Raw genomic sequence first — 18,893 nt, 5'->3', positions numbered from 1 at the left:
CCAATTTTGGTTAGATATGGGAAATAATATTTTTGAAAAGTGGTCGGTGATGCAAGATTCGAACTTGCGACCCCTTGGACCCAAACCAAGTGCGCTACCAAGCTGCGCTAATCACCGATTTTCAAATTCTTTGAGTAGGGAGCTCAAAGTAAAGATGGGGTGGCTAAAGGGACTTGAACCCTCGACAACCGGAATCACAATCCGGGGCTCTACCAACTGAGCTATAGCCACCATTATATCTTTTCTATCTACTTTTAGTATGGCACGCCCTGCAGGATTCGAACCTGCGACCCACGCCTTAGAAGGGCGTTGCTCTATCCAGCTGAGCTAAGGGCGCACATTAACCTACAAAAGCATTATAACTTATTCACTGAATAAGTTATGCCTGGCGATTTATAATAAAATTCATGACTAAATGAACTTAATAAACACCAAAGCTAACACTTCATCTTTTAAATAATTTTTTAAAGAAATTAGTAAGAAAAAGTGGTCGGTGATGCAAGATTCGAACTTGCGACCCCTTGGACCCAAACCAAGTGCGCTACCAAGCTGCGCTAATCACCGACATTTGTTTAAAACAAACTAAAACATTAGCTGTCTTCAACGGGTGCGGATATTACCGATTTGCGCGTGCTCAGTCAAACTATTTTTATAAATAAATACCTGTTCGTTCACTTTTAATGCAACTTGCTTAATTAGTATCAAATACCTTATATATACAAGACAACACTAAGAATTAAGCATTATCAGTACGGGATGCCACTATTCAAACTTTTCTTATGAAATTATTCTCACTCTTAACTATAACTAGCGTAGGGTTTATGGCAAAATAACCTCAATTTTACAGCTCATTTATCTCATTAATTTATTTAAGGTTACAGTTAAGTATTATGACGGCATCATTAATTGACGGCAAAGTTATTGCCAAAAAAGTTCGCGACTCTATTAAAGAAAAAGTTAGCCTACGTAAAAATAAAGGTCAAAGAGCTCCAGGACTAGCAGTTATTTTAGTAGGTTGCGATGCAGCTTCTCAGGTTTATGTAGGTAGTAAACGTAAAGCTTGTGAGGAAGTTGGTTTTGTATCTCGTTCTTATGATTTAGCTGCCACCACTTCACAGGATGAGTTATACCAATTAATTAATGAACTAAATAACGACAATACTATTGACGGAATTTTAGTTCAGCTTCCCTTACCAGAAGGGTTAGATGCTAACTTGATTATTGAACACATCCACCCTGAAAAAGATGTAGATGGTTTTCATCCCTCTAACGTGGGTAAGCTTGCTTTACGTCAACCTGGCCTTCGCCCTTGTACACCAAAAGGAATTATGAAACTCATTGAGTCCACAGGTATTCAACCACATGGCTTAGATGCTTTAGTTGTTGGTGCTTCAAATATTGTGGGTAGACCAATGATGTTAGAGTTATTACTAGCAGGTTGTACCGTTACCACGACCCATAGATTTACTAAAGATCTAGAAGGTAAAGTGAGAAACGCTGACTTAATTGTCGTCGCAGTTGGAAAACCTGCTTTCATTCCTGGCGAATGGATTAAAGACGGTGCAGTCGTTATTGATGTAGGTATTAACCGCTTAGAGTCAGGTAAGCTTGTCGGTGATGTTGAATTTGATGTAGCTAAAGAAAAAGCCAGCTTTATTACACCAGTACCTGGCGGCGTTGGCCCAATGACAGTGGCTTGTTTGATTGAAAACACATTTATCGCTTGTGAGCAGTTCGGCAAATAAAAATTTTTGTTTTCTATGTATTATATAAATCCAAGAAAAGAGTGTACAAATAGTTTGTACACTTCAAATCACTATTAACGCTGAAATAATTAACTAATTATTCTTTCGCCAAGTTGTTTTACCTGCGCTATCTTCTAGAATAATATTCATCGCATTTAACTTATCACGAGCTTCATCAGCAAGCGCCCAATCTTTATCTATTCGTGCTTGATTACGTTGCACGATAAGCGCTTCAATTTCAGCGACGTCTTCATTCGCATTTTGCCCTTGTAAAAAACTTTCTGGCGCTAATTGTAATAAACCAATAACACCACCTAACGTTTTTAATGTTGCCGCTAATTTTTCAGCTTGTTCAATATTGTTACTTTTTACGACATTTAATTCTTTAGCAATTTCAAAGAGTACTGCTAATGCCTGCGGCGTATTAAAATCATCATCCATAGCCTGACAAAACTGTTTAACATAAGTAGAAGATTTATCTAAAATAAAATCATCACTAATATCAACGTCTCTTAAGGCCGTATAAATACGCTCTAATGAAGCTCTTGCTTGATTCAAATTATCAGTCGAGTAGTTTAGTTGACTACGATAATGCCCTGTTGTTAAGAAAAACCTAACCGTTTCAGCATCATATTGAGCAAGCACATCACGAATAGTGAAGAAGTTGCCTAAAGATTTTGACATTTTTTCCTGATCCACTTGTACCATCCCTGTATGCATCCAATAATTTACATAAGGTGTTTCAAGTGCACAACAACTTTGGGCAATTTCATTTTCATGATGAGGGAATTGTAAATCTGAGCCACCACCATGAATATCAAAATGATGACCTAACTCTTTTGCATTCATCGCTGAACATTCTATATGCCAACCAGGTCTACCCTCACCCCACGGTGATGACCAACTAGGCTCGCCGGGTTTAGCCGACTTCCATAAAACAAAATCTAATGGGTTGTTTTTGGATTGATCGACATCAACTCTTGAACCTGATTGTAACTGCTCTAAATCTTGTCCACTTAATTTGCCATAATCATCGTAGCTAGAAACGTCAAATAACACATCACCTTTACCTGTATTATTGGTATCACTACTGTCTTTTTCACCTGCAATATAAGCATGCTTTTTCGCGATCAACGTTTCGATCATAGCAATAATTTCATTCATATGAGTCGTTACACGCGGCTCAATATCTGGACGAGCGATATTTAATGCATCAAAATCTTCATGCATATAAGCAATGGTACGCTCAGTAAGTTGCTCAGTTGTTTCATTATTTTGTGCAGCACGATTAATTATTTTATCTTCAACATCAGTAATGTTGCGTACATAATTCACATCATAACCAGAAAATCGCATATAACGCGCTATATTGTCGAAACTGATGTATGTACGTCCATGACCAATATGGCACAAATCATAAACAGTACAACCACAAACATACAATCCTACTTTACCAGGGTTAATCGGGGTAAAAGCTTCCTTTTTACGAGTTAAAGTATTGTATATCTGTAACATGAGGGTTTACGACTCCAGTAAATAAAATAATAATGTACTACATTGAAAATGGATTGTACCCCAAGCGTGTTATCGAATCACCATGCCAGATGCACTTTATATCAATTAATATCCAAGTAAATTAAATATATTAAAACCTCTATTTTTAATTCCGCGAATGATCGCGTACAATTCCGTTAAATTTTACCTTGTAGAAGAGAACGATATGATTATATTCAAAACAAGCCTTGGCGATATTAAAATTGAATTAGATTTTGAGAAAGCACCAATTACTGCAAAAAACTTTCAACAATACGTTGAAGAAGGTCATTACAATGGCACTATCTTTCACCGTGTAATTAAAGGTTTTATGGCACAAGGTGGTGGTTTTGCACCAGGCTTAGAAGAAAAAGAAACACGCGCGAGCATTAAAAATGAAGCCAACAATGGTGTAAGTAACAAGCGTGGCACATTAGCAATGGCACGTACTCAAGAGCCTCATTCAGCTTCAGCACAATTTTTTATTAACTTAACTGACAATGACTTTTTAGATTTTAAAAATGAATCAGTACAGGGTTGGGGTTATTGTGTATTTGGTGAAGTTGTTGAAGGTATGGACGTGGTAGATAAAATGACTTTAGTACCAACAGGTAGTTTGCACGGTCATGGCGATGTGCCTAAAGAAGATATTGTTATTGAATCAGCAATTGTTGAGTAATTGTTAGCTGTAAATATTAACACTCAAAATTAGCACTCACTAATAGAAATAAGCACTAGAAGCAACTGCCAATGCCAAGTACAAATAACTCCGTAACATATTTCATTGCTGATTTACATTTAGCACAAAACAGACCTGATATTACCGCCTGTTTTTTACGCTTTTTGAAAAATGATGCAACACAAGCACAAACGCTTTATATTCTCGGTGACTTATTTGAAGCTTGGGTTGGTGATGATGATGACAGTGCTTATTTAGTCACAATAGCTAAAGCATTAACCACTCTATCAAACCTTGGTACCACTATTTATTATATTCATGGCAACCGAGACTTTTTACTAGGGGCTAGTTTTGCAAAAAAATCAGCCATGATATTACTACCTGAAGTTGAGTTAATCGACTTATACGGACAAAGCGTGGTCATTATGCATGGCGACACTCTATGCACACGTGATGTTGCTTACCAGCAATTTCGTAAAAAATCGCGTTCTTGGTGGTGGCAAACCATGATAAAAAGCTTACCACTATTTGTACGTAAAAAAATCGCTGCCGATTACCGGAAAAAAAGTGCTGCAGCTACATCAATAAAACCCCAAGATATTATGGATGTAACACCCTCGGAAGTGGTCAATTGTTTGGAAGCTCATCAAAGTCAATTATTGATTCATGGTCATACTCATAGACCTGCTGTACATGAGTTAACCGCCAATAACAAACCCGCAAAACGCATTGTACTAGGCGACTGGTATGAACAAGGAGCTTGGTTAAAAGTAACACCAAGCAATATGGAATTACTCAACTCCCCATTTAATCAAACAGATACGTCAGCATAAATTTATACTGACATCCCTAATTAATCTGAATTCATCGGGTTATAATATCTGTTATCAATACTTATAAAAGGTTATAGCGCCATTGAATACCTAAGCTAACAATGGAGCTAACTTGTGATAATTCATTGCTTTCATCTCTCATCCATTCAGTACGTAATATAAAATCAGGATGAAATGCATAATGCCAACCAACACTTAGTCTGTTTGGTTCAAACCCATTATTACTTAAACCTACTTGCTCAATGAATGTCTCTGTTGTGTGAGAGAACTCATTATCAACACTTAAAATTTCATATTCAAGGTGAAGACTGTGCTTTTCTCTCTCTACAAAAGCGGCTAAACGATATGAACTTTGAACTGCATCCATGTAGGCACTTTGTGTTGTCGTTGAGATTTGACCATCTATTTGTGCTTGAATCCATTCAAACTCACCATGAAAACGCCATTGCTCATAATCCCACGTTCCATCAAGATATATACCTGTACTCAAGGTATCCCCCGTAAAAAATGATTGAACTACATTGTCTACCGATACACCATGGCTATGGCCTTCACTATAACGTACATCTTCCCTTTGCTCTGCTTTAGCATACATTACCCAAAGTTTAGCTATCGACTGAAAAGATTGTGACTGAAAAGTCAAATGGCTAAATGCCGATATACTGCCATCACCAGAAGTTGCAGGAAAATTATCACCACTAAATAACTCTATACCTAACTTATAACTTGAATTTAACTGATCAATTGAATTCATTAACGCAAATCGCGCGCCTATATCGGTAAAATGACGGCCAAATAATATATCTGCAGATAATGGTGCCTGACTAAAAATATCTATAGATGAATGATAATTAATGGTATCTGTTACTTCGGTTGAAATCTTCCCTGCTTCAATTTGAAACATTTGCTGTGCAAATTGAAACTCAGTACCAAACCAAAGATTTTCTAATTCAAGACTATTTTCACCGCTGTGACTATGTGCACTTAATTTAGCGGCAACATAGTATTCTTTATTTAGGTTCATGTACCCCTGCAGTTGTGCATCATCTAAGCTTGCACCGTCTTCTGCAGGTACCGCTTCACCACCAACTAAAAAACCTTGCGGTTGCCATATTTCACCGCTCTCTACTATTTGGTTGTTACGGTAAGTTATAGCAGCCAAAACTTTAATTGAGTCCTTCTCAGACAAAGAAACTTTTTGGTGAGCCATTACTGGTTGATAAACAATAGAAAGTAAAGATAATAGCCATATTGGCTTAATACGCTTAAGCATTAATTTTCCTCATGCGGATTCGAAAATTTTTCGTTATTAATAAAATCATAATCAGAAAGTGACTCTAAAAAAGAGACTACAGCGTCAATTTCTTCATCTGTAGCCGAAAAGCCAAGTATCAGTGCTGATTTATAAGGGCTATTTTTTCCATCCCCCGCGTTAACACCATATTCTGTCAATGTTCCACCTCTGGCATAATGCTCAACAACCTCGCGTAAAGTACCGATACTGCCATCGTGCATATAAGGTGCTGTAAACTCTATATTTCGTAGTGACGGTGGCCTAAATTTACCTTTATCGGTCGGGTCAGACGATAAGTCAAAGAGTCCCTGATCTTCTGCAGGATAGCTTCCATCCGAATTTACGTTGTACAAACCGTTATTAAAAAATGGAAATAAAAGTGCATCATTCAACGTATTGGCATCTTTATATGACACAGTAAAGTTAATACCAGTATGACAATGAAAGCACTCAAATTTTTCACCATTAAATAAACTAAAACCTAGTTTTTGCTGTGCTGTTAAAGCCTCTTTATCACCTAATAAATATTCATCGTAAGGACTCTTAGCACTGATCATCGTTCGCACAAAGCTTGCCAATGAAAAAATAACTTTATTCATTGTTGCGCCTGAATCACTATCAGGAAAAGCAGCTTCAAACATCTCTTGATACTTCTCATCGTTATTAAAACGGCTTAATACGGTATCAAGTTCAGCATCAGTAACCCCTAATTCAATAGGATCATCGGCACGAATTGGTACATTTAATTGATCTTCTAACTCAAAAAAAGTGTCATTACTCCAAGTAAACGTTGCGTTATATGCCACGTTACTTAACCCTTGGCTGTTACGTACTAAAGCATGCCCTGTTGAGCCTATTGGTGTACTAATGCCATCGGCAAAGGCATCAGACTGAAAGTGACACGAACCACAAGATTGAGTTTGGTTAGCGGATAGCTGTTTATCGTAAAATAAAAAACGCCCCAGCGTTATTTTTTCCTTGGTGAGCGGATTAAACTCAGGAATAGCCGGTAAAGGCATATGATCGGGTAAGTCTAATAATGTACGTAAATCCTGTTCTGTTTCAGTTGAAGTAACTGTTGTCGTAGAAGATACATTGCAACCAGAAACAAAAAGCATCACGAATAATGACAGCGGTAAAAACATGAAACTCAATGAAGAATCAACTTCACTGAGTTTAGGCAACGTTAACCGACCTAGAGATCTAAATAGCATTTACTTATTCTTTAATAAATACAAGATTTGCATCAGCATCAGCACTACCATCAGTAATGTCTAAACCAAAATTTTCAAAAAGAGCAGTACAATCTGTTTGCGTAGGGTTGGAATGACAAGATACTGTAGGAGTTACTTCATCACCTGTTGCGGAAAATTGAACATTATTTAACATTGCATCAATATCAAGTACAACAACGTCGTTAACAGGATTAAAGTTATCAAGAGTCACTTTCGGCGTATTCACGAAATCACAAGTATCTTTCTCTTCTAAAGCAAGCAAACCATCACCGCCACAATCTCGACTACCCAAATGTATAAGACCTTTACCCTCAACTTCTTCAGTATTTTCAATCGTAAAATTCATCACAAAATGACGGTACCCACTTGCCCAAGACCAATATAATTCATTTAATGGTGTTGGCGCATCTTCTTGCGTGTTGGTCGCAATAACATCTTTCATAACCGCTTGTGGTACACCGACATCAAAACTAACGCTATTGACAGTACCAGTGCCACCAATAATCGTTCCACTAATAGCGGTATTTGTTCGCTCTGTACCACCTAAAGCATCATCTGTACACGCACCAGCAGTGTTGCTAGTTAAATCGATTAAGCCAACGAATCCTTGTTCACTATGACGTTGAAAGTCATTAGCATCTAACTCAACACTAATCTCTTCATTATTTTCATTATAGAATTTAAGGTTACTTATATAAAAGCGTAAATCACTTACAGAAATAGCATGTAATTCTTCAGTACCAAATTGGTTGTGGCTAGTATCACAAGCCACAGTTTCACCAGCACTTTTTGCTGTAAAATCAAGTGTAAAAGGTGTGTTTTCTTCCGTTGGCGTACCTGTATCGACAGTACTTTCACTACTAGAGCCACAACCAGCCAATAGCACTACTGATGCGAAGGTTAATGATAGAGGAGATTTAATACCAGAAATAAAGCGTGTAAACATTATCGTAAGTTCCATTATAATAAGAATTACGTCATTATAGATTCACAACCTTTAATAACAGAGTGACAAATTGTCGCACTTCTGAAGAAAGTTCTATTTTACAATAATGTAAGTTAAGTTATTGGCAGGTTTAATTATTAAATTACTCAAAGCAGGCGCTAAGAGAAAAATATTCTAAGGCAAAAAGTCGATAAAATGATCGGTGTCAATCACTCAACGCAATTGATATCTTATTAGTTTTTTACAATCACTATTTTAATTTATCATGCTGTATTATAAATAGGCTTTTGTTAGGTATTTCAGTAAATTCAGCAAGCTTAGTTTGGTTTTTTTCATAGCCTTTCGTTAAATAAACTACCCAATATTCTACGTGAGGTGACTCCCACTTTTTTATAAAAGCAACTCCGATTTCATCTTGCTCTTTATAGAAGTCAAGATCACCTAATAAATGTGTTCGATGAAGTTCCGATCTTTTAAAGGCATCCCAGACTTCTTCTGCATCAGAATAACCACCTGCAATAGCCTCTACTTGGTTGCTATTAAAATCATAACCGTAATAATATGGGAGTTTATAACCTAGATTGCGTAAACGTGAATTTGGCCCCCCTTCAAGATTATGTACAACCAAACCTAATTCAGACATTTTTTTAGCTTTCGCTTCAGCCGCTTCAGTAAGCAAGCTATTACAACGGATAGATATTCGTTTTTGCTGATTATCACTTTTAATTAATTTAACTAAAGCTCTTGCTTCATTATTGTTACCACATTCATCAATTTCATTAGCTAAAACAAATACAGGAAAAAAAAGAAGTATAATTATAAAATGCAATTTTGACATAAAGCCCTAATAGTTTCTTATAGAGGCTTTTCAGTACTGTTAGCCCTATAATTTTTGTTTATTGTCATTTAATATTGCACAAATCAAAAAAATTAGATAGCTTAAAACAACATGAAAAACAATTACTTAAATTTCATTACTATTAATAGCGGGAATATTTACTTATGATTCTGCTCTAAAAGGACTTAGGTTTAGAGCAAACAAATTAAATTTGGCTTACCTGAATGAAATTTAAAATCGGTATCTGGTGATTGAATAAGTTCAGCTTCAATAACACCAAAAAAAGTAACTCGCTCTGTTATATCTACTTTGGAAATTTGCTCTGCTAGTGCTAAGTAGTCTTGATAATGACGTGCTTCAGAGCGAAGTAACGATAAATAAAACTTACCAATTTTTGAGTCTAAATACGGTGCTATTTTAGCAAAACGTTCACAAGATCTTGCTTCAATGTATGCACCAATAATTAACTTATCAATAAGCGCTTCTGGTTCATAGGTACGAACATTTTTAAGCATCCCCTTCGCATACCGTGATGCAGGTATTGGATCGTAAGGAATATTATTTTCTTCAATAATTTCTAATACTTGATAAAAGTGATGTAACTCTTCTCTTATTAATAAAACCATTTTATCAACCATATCTTGCCCGTATGAACAATCAGACTTAGCTTTAATCGACTTAGATAAAACATTCATCCCTTTGAGCGTTTCAGTGTTACCAATACGTTTATAGGCAAACTGCTCATAAGGTTTCATTAGATCAGTTAATTGCTCTGCACCTTCTGCTGTTAGTGCATAACGTTTAAGTAAAAATAATGCACTTTGAGCGGCTTTTAATTCACAAATTAAATGATCCCGAAGAAGTATTGGTAAGTTTTCTGTTTTTTTTGCTTCTTCAACCCAAGACTCAGGAGTCTTACATTTTAAGAAAGCGTTAATTGGCGCTAATAATTCTTCGTACATTGTTTTTATAAGTTCAATATTATTGATAATTTAGAATAATTTTAACATGAAGTTTACTAAATATATTACTTTATTCTGCCGTCCTTAAATGAATACAGATAAACATTATGATTAATTTAACTTTTAATTAAACGATGACACTATTTTAAAAAGCAATAAATTGAGATACTAGTAGCACCTATACTCCGCAGGTTTTGATCATGACCCATAACTTTAAAGATAACGTCCCTGACAATAAAGAAGCAAAGAAGTTAATTGAGCAACATAATAAACTTGTTCATACCGATAATATTAAGGTTATCTCACATGTTCAACGTGAAGCTGATGATTGGGTTATTAATACGCTTATGTTGGAAGATATAAGTGTTGCTTTTAAATATAAACGAAAAAAATTATATAAAAGTTTAAAAGGGCAACGCGTAAATATTACTTACTACCCAGACAATGAAAATATCGCAGGTTTTGATATTGAAATAATGAAAATAGTTAGAATAAAGGTCGCCTAATGTGCATAAATATAATTTAATGACGTACTCCCAATTCAAACTTACTTATATCCATACGTGATAAGTAAAATAGTTTTTACTTATATTCAATATAAAAAGTATTTATTTTCATCTTTTATTGTCTATTTACCGATCAAACCTTGACGAATGGGCTGGCATCTTACATAAATAGGTTATCGACAATATAATTTTTTTAATGTCGAATGTTTATTTAGTGAACAATAATAAATTTATATAAAATAGCTAAATAATTAATCGGGGACTGCAAGAGGAAGTTGTTATGATATTAAATCATATTTGGGGCTTATACACTCACCCAAAAGACGAATGGCAAACAATTGAAAAGCGCCACGAAAGTTTAACCTATAGCATGATACATATATTAGTAGTGGCACTCATCCCTACTATTTGTGGATACTATGCCGCTGCACATATCGGTTGGACAATCGGTGTTGGTGATCCAATAAAAATAAATCAAAGTAGCGCTCAATTAATGGCGGTAGCACTATATTGCGCTTTAATTGTTGGTGTATTAGCACTCGCCTACTTAATTCAATGGATGGCAAAAACCTTTGATGCAAAACCAAGTTTTGTACAATCATTAGAGCTTGCTGCATATACTTCAACACCTATGCTAATGGTTGGTATTGCTGCGTTGTACCCAGTACTTTGGTTTGTTGCATTAGCTGGAGTTGCCGCGGTATGTTATTCCATTTATTTATTATATTCAGGCGTACCTATTATGATGAATATTCCTGAAGAAAAAGGATTTATATATTCAAGCTCGGTAGTTACTTGTGGTCTAGTGCTACTCGTGGGAATTATGGCATTTAGTGCGGTATTATGGTCTATGGGATTTGGACCTGAATATATTTCTTAGCTAGTCATTTAAGAGTTACTAACAATAACAGCATAACGAGTAGCCAGTTGAAAATTAACCGCTACTCGTTACTTTATACTCTACAGTTTCTTTATCACTATTTAGATATAACGTAAAGTTACTCTGCACCTTCATTGTACATATCAATAACAGTATCAGCATTTTTATCTGATGCTTCTTTACTGCTATTATTTCTTTGTGCATCAAGTTTTTCTAAATAAGCATTATCTATATCGTTGGTCACATAGATACCATCGAATACAGAAGTATCAAAGCTCTTAATTTCAGGGTTCCCTGCTCTCACAGCAATAACTAAGTCTTCTATAGATTGGTAAATAAGTTTATCTGCACCAATTAATTCACAAACATCGTCAACGTCACGACCATGAGCAATCAATTCGTTAGCGCTTGGCATATCTATGCCGTAAACATTAGGAAAACGAACTTCAGGGGCAGCAGAAGCAAAATAAACTTTATTAGCGCCTGATGCGCGAGCCATTTCAATAATTTGTTCAGAGGTTGTGCCACGTACAACAGAGTCATCTACGAGTAAAACATTTTTACCTTTAAACTCTGCTCCAATTGCATTCAGCTTTTGACGAACAGACTTTTTGCGCTGCTCTTGTCCTGGCATGATAAAAGTACGGCCAATATAGCGGTTCTTAACAAAGCCTTGACGATAAGGTAAATTTAATTGTTTGGCGATTTGCAACGCAATATCACATGATGTTTCAGGAATAGGAATAACAACATCTATTTCAACATCATCCCATTCTTTGGCTATTTTTTCACCCAACTTCGTTCCCATTTCAACACGAGAGGCATAAACAGAAATTTTATCTATTGTTGAATCTGGGCGAGCAAAATAAACAAATTCAAAAATACACGGGCTGTAGTTAGGTTTATCAAAACATTGCTGGCTATGAATTTGACCATTTTCTGAGAAGAAAATGGCTTCACCTGGAGCAACATCACGAACAAACTCAAACGAACAAGCGTCAAGAGCAACCGTTTCAGACGCTATCATGTATTCGATACCATGTTCAGTTTCACGCTTACCAAAAACGAGTGGTCTGATACCATTTGGGTCACGAAACGCAACCATGCCATAACCAATAATTAAAGCGACAGTAGCATAAGCACCTCTAACACGTTTATGCACATTAGTTATAGCAGTAAAAATATCATCAGGTGTTAAGGATGCGCTCTCACTTTGCTGTAATTCATGGCCTAAAATATTTAACAGTAACTCTGAATCAGAAGTTGTATTTACGTGACGTCGAGCTTTAGTATTAAGCCAAGTTTTTAATTCATCTGCATTGGTTAGGTTACCATTATGTGCTAAAGAGATACCATAAGGTGAATTAGCATAAAAAGGCTGAGCTTCTGAGGAACTAGAAGTACCTGCAGTTGGGTAACGAACATGGCCAATACCTATATTGCCTTGTAATCTAAGCATATGACGCGTATGAAAAACGTCTTTAACTAAACCATTACCTTTTCTTAAACGAAATGTATCGTCATGGATAGTAACAATACCGGCAGCATCTTGTCCTCGATGCTGTAACACTGTTAATCCGTCATACAAATATTGATTAACCGGGGTTTTACCGACAATACCAACAATACCACACATGAATTTTTCTCCGCTGGGAAATTAGCTAATAGTTTTATGAATTAACGTTATGTTAGAAAACTTGATGATTGTTTGAGATACTCAAAAAACCATTCAACAACCAACCTGAACTCAGGTATTAATTGTGAACTTTTCCACCACTCTGTTGTTGCTGCACCAGTGAAAGCATCCATAAAGAATAACACTGCACTGATAATTAACACGCCACGTAATGCACCAAATACAAGTCCTAGAACTCGATCGGTGCCAGATAATCCTGTCTTCCTTACTAACTGTCCAATAAGATAGTTAATTAAAGCGCCCAAGACTAAAGTAGTTATAAATAAAATCGCGATTGCGGCTGCATTTCGCAAAAATTGATCAGAGATATTAGTAAGAAGGTTAGCTAGATTGGCATAAAAGGTACTCGCAATAAAAAAAGCACCTATCCAAATAATTAACGATACAGCTTCTTTTGCAAAGCCTCGCACCAAGCTAATTAGTGTTGATATGCCTATTACGGCTAAAATGGCGTAATCTATCCAAACCATGGTTTAAGTTTCTCATTCATTAGAGGCGCGCATTCTATCAGAATCAAAAAACAAATGCCCAACCTTTTGGCTGTAATACCGTTATTAATTTGGGTAAAATCGAGAAACTTTACCCTGTACATTTGTTAATTTTTTTAATGCTGGAATTTTTTTAGTCAAAGATGCTTCTATCAGTTCAGGTCCTACAAAAACTTTTGTTAACGTGCCTTTTTTAGTTTGAATAGGCTTAGTAAAAACAGTATAACCATTACTTTTTAACTTGTTCACTAATTCTTCAACATTGCTTTTATTTCTAAAACTACCTAGTTGAATAACCCAAGCTTCTTTGTTAACGGCTTTAGCTGGGGTTTTTCCTAATACAGGTTTATCAATTGCTGAATTACTTTTTGTCTTCGAAGCACTATTCATTTCAATTTTTTTCGGCTTATTTGCCGGTGTTACTTTAGTAATTTGAGTGTCACTAAGCGCATTTTCACTTTTCTCATTATCTATTAATAATTGCTCATCTATAGCTTCTTCATTAGAGGTACTAGGTGCTTCTTGCTTTACTAATGCTTCATTTGGAAACGGCGCTTGGATTGTTTCCCCCTTAAAAGCAGGAGCTTGTGGAATTGTGTCGAAGTCGGCTTGACTAGACTGTTTTTTGCCATCAAGTATATCAGGTAAGAAAATAACGATTGCGGCAGCAACAATAATGGTACCAACAAGGCGATTTTGAAACGGTGTAGACAAACGATACTCCAAATAACTTAAGCTATAGTCTAAATTAAAAGCTGCCTAATTTCGGCAACCGTGTAGAAAGAGCCAAAAACAAGAATCAAGTCATTTGATTCACTTTTAAGATTAGCCATTTTAAATGCCTGAGTAATATTGTCAAAGCAATTGATAGAATTAGTAAAATGAGATAGCTCATTTACCATTTGTTCAGCGGTTGCTGCTCTTGGAACCGTTAATGGTGCTAAATACCATTCATCAACAACATCATTAAAAGGAGTTAAGGTATTAGCAATATCTTTATCTGCAAGCATAGCAACAACGGCAATAATACGTTGATATTGATTTTGAGCTTTAACTTGAGCTATTTTTTGTGCTAAATATCGACCTGCATGTGGGTTATGACCAACATCGAGCATAACATCACATTGCGCCACAAAAGTATTACTGATTACATCGCTACTTTCGGCTTTACCAACCTGCTGGCTTTTTAGATTAAATACCTCTGTTCTTCCTGCTACTTGGGTATTTGAAATTAGGCTGTTAACTTTATTAGTCGTTAACTGAACTCCAAGTTGCTTTAAGACCATTAATGCTGTGACAACATTATCTTGAGGAATATAAGTTGTGATAAGGCTATGCAAATTACATTCTATTTTTTGATTTTTTTCATCAACGTCAATAAACTGAAGTTGCCAACAGGGCTCGTCCTGATTATTAAAAACACTGTTATTAACAATAAAAAAATCTTTATTACGTACTTTTATTTTTTTTAATGCTTGCTGTAAACCTTGTTCATCAGCGACTTCATTGACTTGCTTAGCATAATTTAATACAGATTGTGGTACATTAGGGTCACCAATAATAATATGCTGATTACCACGCATAATACCTGCTTTTTCAAAACCAATCGTTTCTCTATCGTTACCAAGAAAAGCTTGATGATCAAGGTCAACGGTTGTGATAACAGCCACATCAGCATCAATGATATTGGTTGCATCAAGACGTCCGCCTAAGCCAACCTCTAATATAATAATGTCTGGTTTAACCTGCATCAGTACAAGAAATGCAGCTAAGGTTGTATACTCATAATAGCTTAGAGATATTTCTCCCCTTGCGAACTCTATTTTTTCAAACGCAGTAATAAGTGATTGATCATCGATGTCACTTTTATTAATACGTAACCGTTCATTAAATTTTTCAATATGTGGTGATGAGTATACAGCCACGGTTTGTAAACGAATATTATCTTTGGAATTATCGTTTTCGATGGTCTTCTCATCTACTTTTTCGGACCTAACTTCACCAAGTAGTGCATTTTCTAAAAAAGCACACGTAGTTCCTTTGCCATTAGTGCCAGCAACGGTAATTACACAAGCAAAACTAAAATCAATATTTAATCTTGTAGCAACTTCGCTAATGCGAGATAGCCCAAGATCAATTTCAGTGCTATGGATGGTTTCTAAATAACAAAGCCACTCATTAAGATTAGAAAAATCTTTCGAGTGGCTTTCAGTTTGTTTCAACATATATTAATAGACTTTAGCTAATTTAAGATAATATTATAAAGGGCTAACTTGTCCTGTAAATTTGGCTAACATGCGAGCTAATGTTTCACGCATATTACGGCGATCAACAATCATATCAATAGCCCCTTTTTCTAATAAAAACTCACTGCGTTGAAAACCTTCTGGCAGTTTTTCACGAACTGTTTGTTCGATAACACGCGGGCCTGCAAAACCGATTAATGCTTTTGGCTCTGCAACATTGATGTCACCTAACATAGCTAAACTTGCAGAAACACCACCCATAGTAGGGTCGGTTAATACAGAAACATAAGGTAAACCTTTTTCACTCATTTTAGCTAATGCTGCACTTGTTTTGGCCATTTGCATTAATGAAAATAATGCTTCTTGCATACGGGCACCGCCACTTGCTGAAAAACATATAAAAGGAAGGTTATGCTCTAAACAATATTCAACACCTTTAACGAAACGAGCACCAACAACGGAAGCCATAGAGCCACCTAAAAATGCAAATTCAAATGCAGCAACAACAACAGGCATACCATGAAGTTCACCTTTCATTACAACTAAAGCATCTTTTTCACCGGTATTTTTACGCGCGGCACTTAATCTATCTTTATAACGCTTTGAGTCTTTAAATTTTAAAATATCTTGTGCTTCAAACTCTTCACCTAGCTCTTGACGGTTATCTTGATCAAGAAAACTGTCGATGCGTTTACGCGCACTAATACGCATATGATGATCACACTTTGGACAAACAGATATTTGTCTATCTAGCTCAACTTTATACAGTACTGCATTACATGAAGAGCACTTACTCCAAACACCTTCAGGAATATTGCTTTTTTGGGTAGATTTTGCTTTTGGGAGAATTTTTTCAATCCAGCTCATAATTTTATTTTTGCCTATTGCAACGAATATAAATCAACTTTTTTACTGATAAACCTTCATAAAAAAGTTAAGTAGAATGTGATAACAAATATAACCAATAATTAGAACATACTTTATCCTATATGTTATATAAAAAACTGGTCTGTTTTGTTATTTAATAATGATAATTACAGTTTAATTTAAAAACAATGGTCCAAACGGTCTTTTAGGCAAGTCAAACTGCCCTGGATAATCAACCTCGACAAAGTATAAACCTTCTGGTGGTGCAGTTACACCTGCCATACAACGATTTTTAAGCTCCAATACTTCTTTAATCCAAATTGGTTTTTCTTGTGATTGCCCAACACGCATTAAACTACCAACCACATTACGCACCATATGGTGTAAAAAAGCATTCGCTTTTATATCAACGATGATATATTCACCTTGACGAGTTATTTCACAATGTTCAATAGTGCGAACTGGTGAGTGTGATTGACAGTGAACTGTTCGAAATGAAGTAAAGTCATGCTTACCAACGAGGTATTGTGCCCCTTCTTGCATGAGTTTTTCATCTAACCAATAATGGCAATGGCTAATACCGTAACTTAAAATAGCAGAGCGTAATTTATTATTATAAATAATATAACGATAGCGTCTCGCTGTAGCACTAAAGCGAGCATGAAAGTCATCACTAACAGCTTTAACCCAAGTGACTGCTATGTCTGTAGGTAAATGAGTATTGACCCCTAGAGTCCACGCAATATCCTTACGCTGCTTAGTAGTATCAAAATGGATAACTTGATTTGTCGCATTAACACCTGTATCGGTACGACCAGCACAAATAACTTCAATAGGCTCGTCTGCAATTTTAGATAATGCTTGTTCTACTTTTTGTTGTACGCTAATTACGCTTTTTTGCCGTTGCCAGCCACAATAATTTTTCCCATCGTATTCGATACCTAGTGCGTAACGCATGTAAACCTCTTAAGCCAACTGTGTATAACTCAAATTGGCGCATTATCCATTATTTTACTGCGCTATGCCAATATTGTTAGTAATTCGATTACGTTATATATCGTCTTAAGACTCGTTTAACAGTCTCTGTGCTTCTTCTTGCTGTTCAGCTGTACCCAATTTAATAACTTCTTTTAAAATAACTTGAGCATTATCTTCGTCTCCTATTTCAAGGTAAACTTTTGCTAAATCAAGTTTAGCGGCCATACCGCTCTCATCAATATCAACATCAATTAAGTTGACATCACGAGTAAATTCTGGAAATTCATTCAATCCAACATCTATATTGGCGTTTTCATAAGGTTCATCAAAATTGACTTCTCCTTGGCTATCAGAAAGTAATGAGTCAACAGAGACAAAATCACTTTCGTTGCTATCACTACTTGCAAAGTTTCCTGCCTCTGCACTATCTTTCGATGAAATGTCTTGAGAATTAAAGTTATCGAAATCTTCTAATGTTACTTTATCGCTATCATCAAGGTTTTCATTAAAATTAGCACCTTGATTGGCAATACTAGACTCTTCTTCGATATTTGCTAAAAGCTCATCAAAATTTAAATTATTTAACTCTTTAATATCATTAATTTCACTAGCTTCTGTTACTTTGCTACTACTATCTTCATCACTATCATTTAACAAATCTGCTAATACATTTTGATCTGAAAAATCAGGTGATAACTCAATAGCATGTTCGTTATCTTCCAATAATTCTTCAAGTGCTTGCTTATCGAAAGCACCTGAAACTAAATCATCGCCAATATCAAGTTTATCTTCAACAGGGCTTTCAGTTGACTGTTCCATGTCGGCAATTAGCTCATCAATGTCAAAGTCTTCATCATCAATTAACTCATCTTCAACTTCATTTTCCATTGGAGTTTCATTTGACTTCTCCAAGTCAGCAATTAGCTCATCGATGTCGAAGTCTTCATCATCAAGTAATTCATCTTCAACTTCACTATCAACGGCACTATCGATTGAGCTATCATTTGACTGTTCCATATCAGCAATTAGGTCATCGATATCAAGCTCGTCATCAGCGATTAACTCATCTTCAACCTTATCATCAATGTCATTATCAACATCATTGTCGAGTGAGCTATCACTTGGCTGTTCTTTATCAGTTATTAGCTCATCGATATCAAGCTCGTC

18 protein-coding genes and 4 tRNA genes are annotated in these 18,893 nt (G+C 35.8%); 5 read left to right on the top strand and 17 right to left on the bottom strand.

Translation table 11 applies throughout. The features are described 5' to 3' along the window. Window positions 1-40: 40 nt before the first annotated feature. From KO509_RS07645 to KO509_RS07630, 4 genes are all read right to left on the bottom strand, one after another. Window positions 41-117: transfer RNA gene (locus KO509_RS07645), tRNA-Pro, on the bottom strand. Window positions 118-155: 38 nt separating this feature from the next. Then, window positions 156-231: transfer RNA gene (locus KO509_RS07640), tRNA-His, on the bottom strand. 29 nt (window positions 232-260) lie between these two features. After that, window positions 261-337, bottom strand: a tRNA-Arg gene (locus KO509_RS07635). Between the two features lie 150 nt (window positions 338-487). Beyond that, window positions 488-564 (bottom strand) — tRNA-Pro (locus KO509_RS07630). Window positions 565-890: 326 nt separating this feature from the next. Here KO509_RS07630 and folD point away from each other — a divergent pair. Further along, window positions 891-1,745, top strand: coding sequence for a bifunctional methylenetetrahydrofolate dehydrogenase/methenyltetrahydrofolate cyclohydrolase FolD (folD, locus tag KO509_RS07625; protein ID WP_215972692.1), 855 nt, complete (start codon window positions 891-893; stop codon window positions 1,743-1,745). Window positions 1,746-1,838: 93 nt separating this feature from the next. On the opposite strand, the gene cysS is transcribed toward folD, so the two are convergent. Further along, window positions 1,839-3,260, bottom strand: coding sequence for a cysteine--tRNA ligase (gene cysS / locus KO509_RS07620; RefSeq protein ID WP_215972691.1), 1,422 nt, complete (start codon window positions 3,258-3,260; stop codon window positions 1,839-1,841). 205 nt (window positions 3,261-3,465) lie between these two features. Between cysS and KO509_RS07615 the strand changes: the two genes are divergently transcribed. Both KO509_RS07615 and lpxH read left to right on the top strand, forming a co-directional pair. After that, on the top strand, window positions 3,466-3,957 hold the full coding sequence (locus tag KO509_RS07615; protein WP_215972690.1) for a peptidylprolyl isomerase: 492 nt from the start codon (window positions 3,466-3,468) through the stop codon (window positions 3,955-3,957). 71 nt (window positions 3,958-4,028) lie between these two features. Continuing rightward, a complete protein-coding gene (gene lpxH / locus KO509_RS07610; RefSeq protein ID WP_215972689.1) occupies window positions 4,029-4,790 on the top strand; it encodes a UDP-2,3-diacylglucosamine diphosphatase in 762 nt (253 codons plus the stop codon). A 61-nt stretch (window positions 4,791-4,851) separates the two neighbouring features. On the opposite strand, the gene KO509_RS07605 is transcribed toward lpxH, so the two are convergent. The 5 genes from KO509_RS07605 to miaE form a co-directional block, all read right to left on the bottom strand. Continuing rightward, on the bottom strand, window positions 4,852-6,063 hold the full coding sequence (locus tag KO509_RS07605; protein ID WP_215972688.1) for a hypothetical protein: 1,212 nt from the start codon (window positions 6,061-6,063) through the stop codon (window positions 4,852-4,854). Further along, window positions 6,063-7,298: an MbnH family di-heme enzyme gene (locus tag KO509_RS07600; protein WP_252727443.1), complete on the bottom strand. Its 1,236-nt coding sequence runs from the start codon at window positions 7,296-7,298 to the stop codon at window positions 6,063-6,065. The genes KO509_RS07605 and KO509_RS07600 overlap by 1 nt, the downstream gene beginning before the upstream one ends. Window positions 7,299-7,302: 4 nt before the next feature. Continuing rightward, entirely contained in the window at window positions 7,303-8,265 is a 963-nt protein-coding gene (locus tag KO509_RS07595; RefSeq protein ID WP_215972687.1) for an MbnP family copper-binding protein, read from the bottom strand. Between the two features lie 250 nt (window positions 8,266-8,515). Further along, window positions 8,516-9,103, bottom strand: a complete 588-nt coding sequence (locus KO509_RS07590) for a CAP domain-containing protein (RefSeq protein ID WP_215972686.1) — start codon at window positions 9,101-9,103, stop codon at window positions 8,516-8,518. 191 nt (window positions 9,104-9,294) lie between these two features. After that, on the bottom strand, window positions 9,295-10,065 hold the full coding sequence (miaE, locus tag KO509_RS07585) for a tRNA isopentenyl-2-thiomethyl-A-37 hydroxylase MiaE (protein ID WP_215972685.1): 771 nt from the start codon (window positions 10,063-10,065) through the stop codon (window positions 9,295-9,297). 200 nt (window positions 10,066-10,265) lie between these two features. Between miaE and KO509_RS07580 the strand changes: the two genes are divergently transcribed. Both KO509_RS07580 and KO509_RS07575 read left to right on the top strand, forming a co-directional pair. After that, window positions 10,266-10,571, top strand: coding sequence for a hypothetical protein (locus KO509_RS07580; protein WP_215972684.1), 306 nt, complete (start codon window positions 10,266-10,268; stop codon window positions 10,569-10,571). Window positions 10,572-10,851: 280 nt separating this feature from the next. Continuing rightward, window positions 10,852-11,451: a Yip1 family protein gene (locus tag KO509_RS07575; protein ID WP_215972683.1), complete on the top strand. Its 600-nt coding sequence runs from the start codon at window positions 10,852-10,854 to the stop codon at window positions 11,449-11,451. 118 nt (window positions 11,452-11,569) lie between these two features. Here the strand turns inward: KO509_RS07575 and purF are convergent, their stop codons facing one another. The 7 genes from purF to KO509_RS07540 all read right to left on the bottom strand — a co-directional run. Then, a complete protein-coding gene (gene purF, locus KO509_RS07570; RefSeq protein ID WP_215972682.1) occupies window positions 11,570-13,087 on the bottom strand; it encodes an amidophosphoribosyltransferase in 1,518 nt (505 codons plus the stop codon). Between the two features lie 47 nt (window positions 13,088-13,134). Further along, a complete protein-coding gene (locus tag KO509_RS07565; RefSeq protein ID WP_215972681.1) occupies window positions 13,135-13,617 on the bottom strand; it encodes a CvpA family protein in 483 nt (160 codons plus the stop codon). Window positions 13,618-13,701: 84 nt separating this feature from the next. Further along, window positions 13,702-14,349: an SPOR domain-containing protein gene (locus KO509_RS07560; RefSeq protein ID WP_215972680.1), complete on the bottom strand. Its 648-nt coding sequence runs from the start codon at window positions 14,347-14,349 to the stop codon at window positions 13,702-13,704. A 29-nt stretch (window positions 14,350-14,378) separates the two neighbouring features. Next, window positions 14,379-15,860, bottom strand: a complete 1,482-nt coding sequence (locus KO509_RS07555) for a Mur ligase family protein (RefSeq protein ID WP_215972679.1) — start codon at window positions 15,858-15,860, stop codon at window positions 14,379-14,381. 33 nt (window positions 15,861-15,893) lie between these two features. Further along, window positions 15,894-16,748 carry an acetyl-CoA carboxylase, carboxyltransferase subunit beta gene (gene accD / locus KO509_RS07550; protein WP_215972678.1) on the bottom strand — a complete coding sequence of 285 codons (855 nt, stop codon included), beginning with the start codon at window positions 16,746-16,748 and terminating at the stop codon, window positions 15,894-15,896. A 174-nt stretch (window positions 16,749-16,922) separates the two neighbouring features. Further along, window positions 16,923-17,705 carry a tRNA pseudouridine(38-40) synthase TruA gene (truA, locus tag KO509_RS07545; protein ID WP_215972677.1) on the bottom strand — a complete coding sequence of 261 codons (783 nt, stop codon included), beginning with the start codon at window positions 17,703-17,705 and terminating at the stop codon, window positions 16,923-16,925. A 105-nt stretch (window positions 17,706-17,810) separates the two neighbouring features. Beyond that, the coding region (locus KO509_RS07540; RefSeq protein ID WP_289847531.1) for a FimV/HubP family polar landmark protein at window positions 17,811-18,893 on the bottom strand (1,083 nt) is incomplete at its 5' end.

The sequence above is a fragment of the Colwellia sp. C2M11 genome (assembly GCF_018860915.1).
Taxonomy (GTDB): domain Bacteria; phylum Pseudomonadota; class Gammaproteobacteria; order Enterobacterales; family Alteromonadaceae; genus Colwellia.
The sequence above is the reverse complement of the archived record's forward strand: the minus strand, read 5'-3'. Positions and strand labels throughout refer to the sequence as shown.

Bases quoted from the DNA above. Each gene is read 5' to 3' on its own strand.
- folD (WP_215972692.1), top strand. From the start codon at position 891: ATGACGGCATCATTAATTGACGGCAAAGTTATTGCCAAAAAAGTTCGC.
- cysS (WP_215972691.1), bottom strand. From the start codon at position 3,260: ATGTTACAGATATACAATACTTTAACTCGTAAAAAGGAAGCTTTTACC.
- KO509_RS07615 (WP_215972690.1), top strand. From the start codon at position 3,466: ATGATTATATTCAAAACAAGCCTTGGCGATATTAAAATTGAATTAGAT.
- lpxH (WP_215972689.1), top strand. From the start codon at position 4,029: ATGCCAAGTACAAATAACTCCGTAACATATTTCATTGCTGATTTACAT.
- KO509_RS07605 (WP_215972688.1), bottom strand. From the start codon at position 6,063: ATGCTTAAGCGTATTAAGCCAATATGGCTATTATCTTTACTTTCTATT.
- KO509_RS07600 (WP_252727443.1), bottom strand. From the start codon at position 7,298: ATGCTATTTAGATCTCTAGGTCGGTTAACGTTGCCTAAACTCAGTGAA.
- KO509_RS07595 (WP_215972687.1), bottom strand. From the start codon at position 8,265: ATGTTTACACGCTTTATTTCTGGTATTAAATCTCCTCTATCATTAACC.
- KO509_RS07590 (WP_215972686.1), bottom strand. From the start codon at position 9,103: ATGTCAAAATTGCATTTTATAATTATACTTCTTTTTTTTCCTGTATTT.
- miaE (WP_215972685.1), bottom strand. From the start codon at position 10,065: ATGTACGAAGAATTATTAGCGCCAATTAACGCTTTCTTAAAATGTAAG.
- KO509_RS07580 (WP_215972684.1), top strand. From the start codon at position 10,266: ATGACCCATAACTTTAAAGATAACGTCCCTGACAATAAAGAAGCAAAG.
- KO509_RS07575 (WP_215972683.1), top strand. From the start codon at position 10,852: ATGATATTAAATCATATTTGGGGCTTATACACTCACCCAAAAGACGAA.
- purF (WP_215972682.1), bottom strand. From the start codon at position 13,087: ATGTGTGGTATTGTTGGTATTGTCGGTAAAACCCCGGTTAATCAATAT.
- KO509_RS07565 (WP_215972681.1), bottom strand. From the start codon at position 13,617: ATGGTTTGGATAGATTACGCCATTTTAGCCGTAATAGGCATATCAACA.
- KO509_RS07555 (WP_215972679.1), bottom strand. From the start codon at position 15,860: ATGTTGAAACAAACTGAAAGCCACTCGAAAGATTTTTCTAATCTTAAT.
- accD (WP_215972678.1), bottom strand. From the start codon at position 16,748: ATGAGCTGGATTGAAAAAATTCTCCCAAAAGCAAAATCTACCCAAAAA.
- truA (WP_215972677.1), bottom strand. From the start codon at position 17,705: ATGCGTTACGCACTAGGTATCGAATACGATGGGAAAAATTATTGTGGC.